Source organism: Elioraea sp. Yellowstone, assembly GCF_006704265.1.
In the GTDB taxonomy this organism is placed as follows: Bacteria; Pseudomonadota; Alphaproteobacteria; order Acetobacterales; family Acetobacteraceae; genus Elioraea.
The window spans coordinates 1-8,470 of sequence record NZ_VIKA01000137.1; the positions used below are offsets into that span (position 1 = coordinate 1).

Here is an 8,470-nt window from a genome sequence, read left to right on the forward strand (position 1 = left end):
CGCCCTCGGTGACGCCGACGCGCGCGGCGAGCGCCTGGGCGAGCGTCGCGCCGCGCCCCAGGGCGACGCCGAGCGCATGGTTGCGGCTTGCCGCCCCCGTGCAGGTGAGGATCAGGTCGCCCAGGCCGGACAGTCCCGCCGCCGTCTCGGGCCGGCCGCCCTCGGCCGCGACCAGGCGCGCGAGCTCCGCCACGCCGCGCGTGATCAGCGCCGCGCGCGCGTTCTCGCCGAGGCCCATGCCCTCGACCACGCCGGCCGCGATCGCGATCACGTTCTTCGCCGCGCCGCCGAGCTGCGCCCCGATGAGATCGGCCGAGCCGTAGAGGCGGAAGCGCGGCATCGCCAGCAGGGCAAGCAGGCGCGCGCGCGCGGCCTCGTCCGCGGCCGCGAGCACGGCGGCCGCGGGCAGGCCGGCGGCGAGCTCGTGCGCGAAGGTCGGGCCGGTCAGCACGGCGGGCGGCGCCGCGGGCAACGTCTCGGCGAGGATCTCGGCGGGCAGGTGCAGCGTTCCCCGCTCGATCCCCTTGGCGCAGACGACGGCGGGGACACCGTCCGGCCAGTGTGGCCGCAGCACGGCGGCGATCATGCGGAGCGCCTGGGCCGGGACCGCGAGCAGCACCGCGGCGGCATCGCCCAGGGCAGCGGCATCGGCCGTGACCGCGAGTGTCTCCGGCACGGGATGGCCCGGGAGGTAGCGCGCGTTCTCGCGCGCGGCGGCGATCGCCTCGGCGCGCTCGGCTGTGCGCGCCCAGAGCACGGCCGGTCGGATCGCGGCGATGCGCAGCGCCAGTGCCGTGCCCCAGGCGCCCGCGCCGATCACCGCGACGCGCTCAGTCATGCCCCGCCTCCAGATGGATGCCGGCGCCCGGGTCCTCGGCGAGGCGCAGCGCCAGGGCCTCGAGGATCGCGCGCGCCTGCTCGTCGTATCGCCAGGGCGCATTCACCACGAGCAGGCCCGACCCGTTCAGTCGTGCGGGATCGAACGGCGGGCGCAGATGGAGCGCGGCATCCACGCGCTTCGGCAGGCCGCGCAGCGCGTCGCGCAAGGCGCGCACCGGCGCGAGATGCTTCACCGGATACCAGACCGCGAGCATGAAGGTCGGCGCGGCGCGATGGGCGGCGTGCAGCGCCGCGGCGACGCGGTCGTGCTCGTCGGGGGATTCGTAGGGCGGGTCGAACAGGATGAGGCCGCGCCGCAGCCCCGCCGGCGGCACGACGCCGCGCAGCGCATAGGCATCGCCGCAGCGGAGCGTGATGCGTCGGTCGCCGTCGGCCCAGGCGGCGAGCGCGGCGTACTCCTCGGGATGCTTCTCGTTCAGCATCAGCCGGTCCTGCGGCCGCAGGAGCGCGCGCGCGATCGCCGGGCTGCCGGGATAGAGGCCGAGGCGGCGCACCAGCGCGACATAGTCGGCGAGCGCGGGCGGCGGATCGCCGAGCAGCCGTCCGATGCCCGATCGCCATTCGCCGGTGCGCGCGGCCTCCTCGCCCGCGAGGTCGTAGCGGCCGCGGCCGGCGTGCAGATCGGCGACCGCGAAGGGCGCGTCCTTGCGCCTGAGCGCCTCGATCAGCGCGACCAGCAGCGCGTGCTTCAGGCAGTCGCCGTGATTGCCGGCATGGAAGGCATGGCGGTAGTTCATGCCCCCGCGGCCAGGGCGGCGCGGATCGCGCCGAGGCTGCGGCGCGGGGTGCCGAGATGGTCGAAGTTCGCGTCGTCGAGCCACGCGGCCAGGGCGGCGCGGCGCAGCGGCCACTCCGCATCGGTGATCGAGTACCATGCCGTGTCGCGCGACCGGCCCTTGATGATGCGGTGGTTGCGGTGCGTGCCCTCGTAGACGAAGCCGAGCCGGTCGGCCGCCCGGCGCGAGGCGGCGTTCAGCGCGTGGCACTTCCACACCAGCCGGCGGTAGCCGAGATCGTCCATGGCATGGCGCATCAGCAGCGCGATCGCCTCCGTCCCGGCACGCGTGCGCTGCAGGGCCGGGCCGAACCAGATGTGGCCGATCTCGATGTCGGCATCGGCGGGGCGGATCTCCATGAACGAGAGCCAGCCCGTCACCATGCCCGAGGCGTGCGGGCGCACCGCGAAGAACATCGGGTCGTGCTGCGCGGCCAGCGCACCGATCTGCCGACGCAGCGCCGCTTCGCTCTCGAACGGGCCGTAGCCGAGATAGGCCCAGCTCTGATCCGCACCCTGCGCCGCGCGCCACAGATCCGGCGCGTGGCGGACGTGCAGCGGCTCGAGCGTCACGTGCGTGCCGCGATGCACGACGCGCGCGGGCAGCGGGCGCGGGGTCGCGTCCACCTCGGGGCCGAGGGGCAGCGCCTCGGTCACGGCTGGATCTCCGGGACGCGTTCGGCGGGAGGGGTGTTGCGGCTGCGACCGCAGCGCACGATGCCGTCGATGATCACCATGCCGATTCCGGGCAGGTCGCCCTTGCGCACGGAGTCGAGCAGGTCAGTGCCGGAGGAGTGCTGGGCGCGGTCCATCAGCACGATGTCGGCGGCGCGGCCCGGCTCGAGGATGCCGCAGTCGAGGTTGCGGATGCGCGCGGTGTTGCCGGTGGCGCAGGCGAAGACGAGCTCGGCCGGGGTGTCGCCGAGCGAGGAGAGCATCGCGATCAGGCGCAGGATGCCGAGCGGCTGCACGCCCGAGCCCGCGGGACTGTCGGTGCCGAGGATCACGCGTTCGAGCTGGCCGAGCTCGCGCGCGAAGCGCAGCGCGGTGAGGGCGGCGAGCTCGTTGCCGTTGTGCACGATCTCGATCGCGCGCGCGCAGCCCTCGCAGAGGCAGCGGATCTGCGCGAGCGACAGCGCGGTGTGGCCCCCGTTGATGTGGCCGATGATGTCGGCATCCGCCTCCAGCACCGTATCGGCGTCGATGTAGCCCGAGCCGGGCACGGAGGGGCCGCCGGTGTGGATGGTGCTCTGGATGCCGTATTTGCGCGCCCAGGCGACCATCCGCTTGGCCTCGTCGCCCGCCTTGACGGTACCCAGACCCACCTCGCCGAGCAGCTTCACGCCGGCGGCGGCGAGTTCGGCGAAGTCGCTCTCGACCATGCCCCTCTCGAGCACCGGCGCGCCGGCGAGCAGCTTCACGCCGCCCGGGCGGAAGCTCTCGTAGGCGCGCTGCGCGGTGATGGCGAGCGCCTTGACGCCGATGATGTCGCGCGGGCGGCCGGGCAGGTGGACCTCGCCGGCGGAGATCATGGTGGTGACACCGCCGTTCAGCATGGAATCGATCCAGCCGAGCTGGTTCTGGCGCGGCGTCCAGTCGCCGAACACCGGATGGACGTGGCTGTCGATCAGGCCCGGGGCGGCGGCGCAGCCGCGCGCATCGATGGTGATGCGGGCACCGCCGGTATCGCAGTCGGATGCACGGCCGATCGCGGAGATGCGCCCGTCTTCGGCGACGATCGTGTCGGCGTCCAGGATCGGGGCTTCGAGCTTGCCCGAGAGCATCAGGCCGATGTTGCGGATGACGAGCTTGCCGACCTGCTTCTCGGGGCCTGCGGCGAGGGCCATGGGTTCCTCCAAAGGACAGGACGGGGGCGGGGGAAGGGCCCTGCGGCCCTTGCCCGCGTTACTTTTCCACGAACGCCTTCTCGATCACATAGCTCCCAGGCGTGCCGGAGGAGCCCTCGACGAACCCCTCGCGCTCGGCGATGGCACGGCACTCGGCCAGCATGTCCGGCCCGCCGCAGATCATGATCCGGTCCTCGGCCGGATCGAATCCGCCGCGTCCCAGATCGGCGAACAGCGTGCCGTCCTCGATGAACTGCGTGATCCGTCCCTGCCGGCGGAACGTCTCGCGCGTCACCGTCGGGTAGTAGGTCAGCTTCGCGCGCACCTCCTCGCCGAGGAACTCATGGTTCGGAAGCTCGCCGGTGATCCAATCGCGATAGGCGAGCTCCCGCTCGAAGCGGCAGGTATGCGTCAGCACCACCCGGTCGAAGCGCGCATAGGTCTCGGGGTCCTTGATGATGCTCAGGAACGGCGCGATCCCCGTGCCGGTGCTCAGCAGGAACAGCGTGCGCCCCGGCAGCAGATAGCTCACCACCAGCGTGCCCGTCGGCTTGCGCCCGACATAGAGCGCATCGCCCGGCCGGATATGCTGCAGTCGCGAGGTGAGCGGCCCGTCGGGCACCTTGATCGAGAGGAACTCGAGCCGCTCCTCCCAGTTCGCCGAGACCATCGAATAGGCGCGCAGCAGCGGCCTGCCGTCCACCGGGATGCCGATCATGGTGAACTCGCCGTTCTCGAATCGGAACGACGGATCGCGCGTGGTGGTCAGGCTGAACAGCGTGTCGGTCCAGTGATGGACCGTCAGCACCGTCTCGACATTGAGGTTGCCGACCGGCTTGGGCCTGGCCGCGACTGCCATGGTCATGCGAAGGCCATCCGTTGGAGGAGTTGCAGGAAGGTCCGGCGCTCGTCGGCGTTCAGCGGGGCCAGCGTCGCCTCGCTGATCGCCACAGCCGCCGGCAGGGTCGCCTTGACCAGGGCCACGCCGGCCGGGGTGGCGGCAAGGAGCGAGATGCGCCGGTCGGCGGGATGGGGCGCGCGTGCGATCAGGCCACGCGCAAGCAACCGCCGTGCCACGCCCTGGATCGTCGCCGGATCCATCGCGGTCAGTCGGCCGAGCTGGTTCTGGCTTGCCTGGCCGTCGCGCACGAGCGTGACGAGCGCGGCCCACTGCATCGGCGTGAGCGCCGCCGCGCCGATGCCTTCCTGGAAGATCGCCACATGGCGCTGGTGCGCCCGCCGCAACAGATGGCCGACCTGGCGCGCGAGGGCGTAGCCGCCGAGTGCCGTCTCGTCCTCGGTCGTGGTCTCGCGTTCAGCCAGGTCCGGTGCCACGGCGGTGTCCGATCATTCGTGTACGAATAATCCGCCCTCGCCCCACCGGAGTCAAACGCCTCCGCGCGACCCGGGCAGATTTGGCCGCCCCCGAACGTTGAACCGACGATGGGATTATGGTTAATCGGCCACGCACTTGCCGGCCGCCACAGGGCCGATTACGTGACGGATGCATTCCGCAACCGAATGTCCAGGAGAGAGGCGATGAAGAAGGGAGGGACCGCCGGCACCGGAGCCACCGGCCGGCGCGGGCTTCTGAAGAGGGCGGCGTTCGGCGGGGTGGTCGCCGCGACGGGTGCGCTCGCGGCGCCGCAGGTGAGCCGGGCGCAGACGGTGACGTGGCGCTTCCAGTCGACCTGGCCCGCGCGCGACATCTTCCACGAATACGCCGCCGACTACGTCAAGCGGGTGAACGAGATGGGCGGCGGCCGGCTGCGGCTCGAGCTGCTGCCGGCCGGCGCGGTGGTCCCGGCCTTCCAGCTGATCGACGCCGTGCATGCCGGCACGCTTGATGGCGGCCACGGCGTCTCGGCCTACTGGTTCGGCCGCAACAAGGCCTTCAGCCTGTTCGGCACCGCCCCGCCCTGGTTCCGCGACGCCAACAACTACCTCGGCTGGTTCCACTATGGTGGCGGCGAGGCGCTCTACAACGAGCTGATCACGGACATCCTGAAGCTGAACGTGGTGGGCTTCCAGAACGGCCCGATGCCGACCCAGCCGCTCGGCTGGTTCAAGAACCCGATCGAGCGCGTCGAGCAGCTGCGCGGACTGAAGTTCCGCACCGTCGGTCTGGCCACCGACCTGTTCAACGAGCTCGGTGCCGCCGTCGTCGCGCTGCCGGGCGGCGAGATCGTGCCCGCGCTCGAGCGCGGCGTCATCGACGGCGCCGAGTTCAACAACCCCTCCTCCGATCGCGCGCTCGGCTTCCCCGACGTCGCCAAGGTCTACATGCTGCAGTCCTTCCACCAGCATACCGAGACCTTCGAGATCCTCTTCAACAAGCCGAAGTTCGAGGCGTTGCCGGCGGAGCTGAAGGCGATCCTGAAATACGCCTCGGAGTCCAACTCGGCCGACATGTCCTGGAAGCTCCAGGACCGCTACCCGAAGGACCTCCTGGAGATGACCCAGCGCCAGGGCGTGCGCGCGCTGACCACGCCGCGGCCGATCCTTGAGGCGCAGCTCCAGGCCTGGGACAGGGTGGTGGCGAGGCTCGAGGGGGACACTTCCTCCCCGGCGGCGGGCCCGTTCTTCAAGAAGGTCTGCGACAGCCAGCGCGACTGGTGCCGCCGCACCGGCGTGTTCTTCCTGCGCAACGAGGCGCCGTCGGTGCTGGCCTTCAACCACTTCTTCGCCCGCGGCTGACCCGTCCCTTCCGCACGGCGCCCGCCCCGCATCCCGGGGCGGGCGCACGCGTGAGCGGAGCATGACCCGACGATGCAGGCGCTTCTTCTCACGATCGACCGGATCAGCGCGCTTGCCGGCAAGATCGCCGGCTGGTCGATCGTCGTGCTCACCGGCGTGATCTGCTACGAGGTGTTCGCGCGCTACCTGTTCCGCGCGCCCACCTCCTGGGCCTACGACACCTCCTACATGCTCTACGGCTTCCTGTTCATGCTGGCGGGGCCCTATGCGCTCAGCCGCAACGCCCATGTGCGCGCGGATTTCCTCTACCGCTCGATGACGGCGCGCCGGCAGGCGATGTTCGACCTGCCGCTCTACATCCTCTTCTTCGTGCCCGGCATGCTGGCGCTGATCTGGTTCGGCTGGAACTTCGCCTGGCTCGCCTATCTGCAGAACGAGCGGTCCTCGGTCACGCCGGAGGGGCCGCTGATCTGGCCGTTCAAGTTCCTGATCCCGCTCAGCGGCGGGCTGATGCTGCTGCAAGGCCTGGCCGAGATGGCGCGCTGTGCGGTTGCGCTCCGCACGGGCGCCTGGCCGCCCAAGCTGACCGATGTCGAGGAGACCGAGGCGCTGGCGCTGGCCGAGGCGCAGCGCGCCGCGGCGGCGGGCCTTGCTCATGCTCGTGAGGAGAGCGGCCGGTGAGCGACCCCGTCCTCGGCATGGTGATGCTGTCGAGCTTCATCGTCATCGTGCTGCTCGGCTTCCCGGTGGCCTTCACGCTGATGGCGATGGGGCTTGCCTTCGGCTACGTGAGCCTCGGCGACCGCGTGTTCGACCTGCTGGTGCAGCGCACCTATTCGGTGATGGCGAACGACGTGCTGATCAGCGTGCCGCTGTTCATCTTCATGGGCTACGTGATCGAGCGGTCGAACATCCTCGACCGGCTGTTCCATGCCCTGCAGCTCGCTTCGCGCAACCTGCCCGGCGCACTCGCGATCGCCACGCTGATGACATGCGCGATGTTCGCCACCGCCACCGGCATCGTCGGCGCGGTGGTGACGCTGATGGGGCTGCTTGCCTATCCCGCGATGCTGCGCGCCGGCTACGACCGCGGCCTCGCCTCCGGCATCACCTGCGCGGGCGGCTGCCTCGGCATCATGATCCCGCCCTCGATCATGTTCATCCTCTACGGCGCGACTGCGGGCGAGTCCGTCGCCCGGCTCTATGCCGCGGCGTTCCTGCCCGGCGCCATGCTGGCCGGGATGTACATGGTCTACACCTTCATCTTCGCGCTCGTGAATCCGAAGGCGGCGCCCCGGCTGCCGGCGCACATGGCGGCGGGCTCGCTGCCCGAGCTGATCTGGGCTCTCCTCACCTCCTTCGTGCCGCTGGCGGTGCTGATCGCGGCGGTGCTGGGGGCGATCATCCTCGGGCTTGCCACCCCGTCGGAGGCCGCGGCGATGGGCAGCCTCGGCTCGGTGCTGCTCGCCATCGCCTATCGCGCGTTCTCGCTCGAGAAGCTCAAGGAGAGCGTGTTCCTGACCGCGCGCACCTCGGCGATGGTGTGCTGGCTGTTCGTCGGCGCGTACATCTTCACCAGCGTGTTCGGCTGGCTGGGCGGGCACCACGTGGTCGAGGCGCTGTTCGTCGAACAGCTCGACCTCTCCTCGGTCGGCTTCCTGGTGCTGACCCAGACGATCATCTTCCTCCTGGGCTGGCCGCTCGAATGGTCCGAGATCGTGCTGATCTTCGTGCCGATCTTCCTGCCGCTGCTCAAGACCTTCGAGATCGATCCGATCTTCTTCGGCGTGATGGTGGGGCTCAATCTGCAGACGAGCTTCCTCACCCCTCCGGTGGCGATGGCAGCCTACTACCTCAAGGGCGTCGCGCCGCCGGAGGTTCGCATCCAGGAGATCTTCAGGGGCTGCCTGCCCTTCGTGGGCATCGTCATCGTCTGCATGGCGACCCTCTACGTCTTTCCCGAGGTGGCGCTCTGGCTGCCCGAGTATCTTTACGCGACGCCGCCGCTGCCTGCCGGGCAGGATCCCTCGGCGATCCCCGAGGGCGGGTTCCAGATCCCGGACATCCAGCCTGTCCTGCCGCCATTGAACTGACGCCGGCATGGCCCGACTGACCGCCGCCGCCGCCCGCCGCGCGGCCGCACGGGTCGCCGAGGCGATCGGCGAGGGGCGCGCCTTGCCGCCCTTCCCCCAGGACTGCCGGCCGACGACGCCGGCCGCGGGCAGGCGCATCGGCGCGCTCGCCCTCGCCG

General features: G+C 70.9%; 9 protein-coding genes. 3 read left to right on the forward strand and 6 right to left on the reverse strand.

Translation table 11 applies throughout. The features are described from left to right. The 6 genes from FK498_RS15285 to FK498_RS15310 all read right to left on the reverse strand — a co-directional run. Nucleotides 1–838, reverse strand: an 838-nt coding sequence (locus FK498_RS15285) for an NAD(P)H-dependent glycerol-3-phosphate dehydrogenase (protein ID WP_141856026.1), incomplete at its 3' end; no start/stop codon positions are given. After that, on the reverse strand, nt 831–1,637 hold the full coding sequence (locus FK498_RS15290) for a 23S rRNA (adenine(2030)-N(6))-methyltransferase RlmJ (RefSeq protein WP_141856028.1): 807 nt from the start codon (nt 1,635–1,637) through the stop codon (nt 831–833). The genes FK498_RS15290 and FK498_RS15285, both read right to left, overlap by 8 nt. Next, entirely contained in the window at nt 1,634–2,332 is a 699-nt protein-coding gene (locus tag FK498_RS15295; RefSeq protein WP_141856030.1) for a GNAT family N-acetyltransferase, read from the reverse strand. The genes FK498_RS15290 and FK498_RS15295 overlap by 4 nt, the downstream gene beginning before the upstream one ends. Continuing rightward, entirely contained in the window at nt 2,329–3,522 is a 1,194-nt protein-coding gene (locus tag FK498_RS15300; protein ID WP_141856032.1) for an amidohydrolase family protein, read from the reverse strand. Before FK498_RS15300 ends, FK498_RS15295 begins: the two co-directional genes overlap by 4 nt. A gap of 58 nt (nt 3,523–3,580) precedes the next feature. Further along, complete coding sequence (locus FK498_RS15305) at nt 3,581–4,387, reverse strand: ferredoxin--NADP reductase (RefSeq protein WP_141856034.1); 807 nt, start codon at nt 4,385–4,387, stop codon at nt 3,581–3,583. Then, nucleotides 4,384–4,857, reverse strand: a complete 474-nt coding sequence (locus FK498_RS15310; RefSeq protein WP_237560967.1) for a MarR family winged helix-turn-helix transcriptional regulator — start codon at nt 4,855–4,857, stop codon at nt 4,384–4,386. Before FK498_RS15310 ends, FK498_RS15305 begins: the two co-directional genes overlap by 4 nt. 204 nt (nt 4,858–5,061) lie before the next feature. Between FK498_RS15310 and FK498_RS15315 the strand changes: the two genes are divergently transcribed. The 3 genes from FK498_RS15315 (at nt 5,062) to FK498_RS15325 (ending at nt 8,312) form a co-directional block, all read left to right on the forward strand. Then, nucleotides 5,062–6,219, forward strand: a complete 1,158-nt coding sequence (locus FK498_RS15315; RefSeq protein WP_141856036.1) for a TRAP transporter substrate-binding protein — start codon at nt 5,062–5,064, stop codon at nt 6,217–6,219. A 72-nt stretch (nt 6,220–6,291) separates the two neighbouring features. Beyond that, nucleotides 6,292–6,900 carry a TRAP transporter small permease subunit gene (locus FK498_RS15320; protein WP_141856038.1) on the forward strand — a complete coding sequence of 203 codons (609 nt, stop codon included), beginning with the start codon at nt 6,292–6,294 and terminating at the stop codon, nt 6,898–6,900. After that, a complete protein-coding gene (locus tag FK498_RS15325; protein ID WP_202614874.1) occupies nt 6,897–8,312 on the forward strand; it encodes a TRAP transporter large permease subunit in 1,416 nt (471 codons plus the stop codon). Before FK498_RS15320 ends, FK498_RS15325 begins: the two co-directional genes overlap by 4 nt. Nucleotides 8,313–8,470: the final 158 nt, after the last annotated feature.

Bases quoted from the DNA above. Each gene is read 5' to 3' on its own strand.
- FK498_RS15290 (WP_141856028.1), bottom strand. From the start codon at position 1,637: ATGAACTACCGCCATGCCTTCCATGCCGGCAATCACGGCGACTGCCTG.
- FK498_RS15315 (WP_141856036.1), top strand. From the start codon at position 5,062: ATGAAGAAGGGAGGGACCGCCGGCACCGGAGCCACCGGCCGGCGCGGG.
- FK498_RS15305 (WP_141856034.1), bottom strand. From the start codon at position 4,387: ATGACCATGGCAGTCGCGGCCAGGCCCAAGCCGGTCGGCAACCTCAAT.
- FK498_RS15320 (WP_141856038.1), top strand. From the start codon at position 6,292: ATGCAGGCGCTTCTTCTCACGATCGACCGGATCAGCGCGCTTGCCGGC.
- FK498_RS15300 (WP_141856032.1), bottom strand. From the start codon at position 3,522: ATGGCCCTCGCCGCAGGCCCCGAGAAGCAGGTCGGCAAGCTCGTCATC.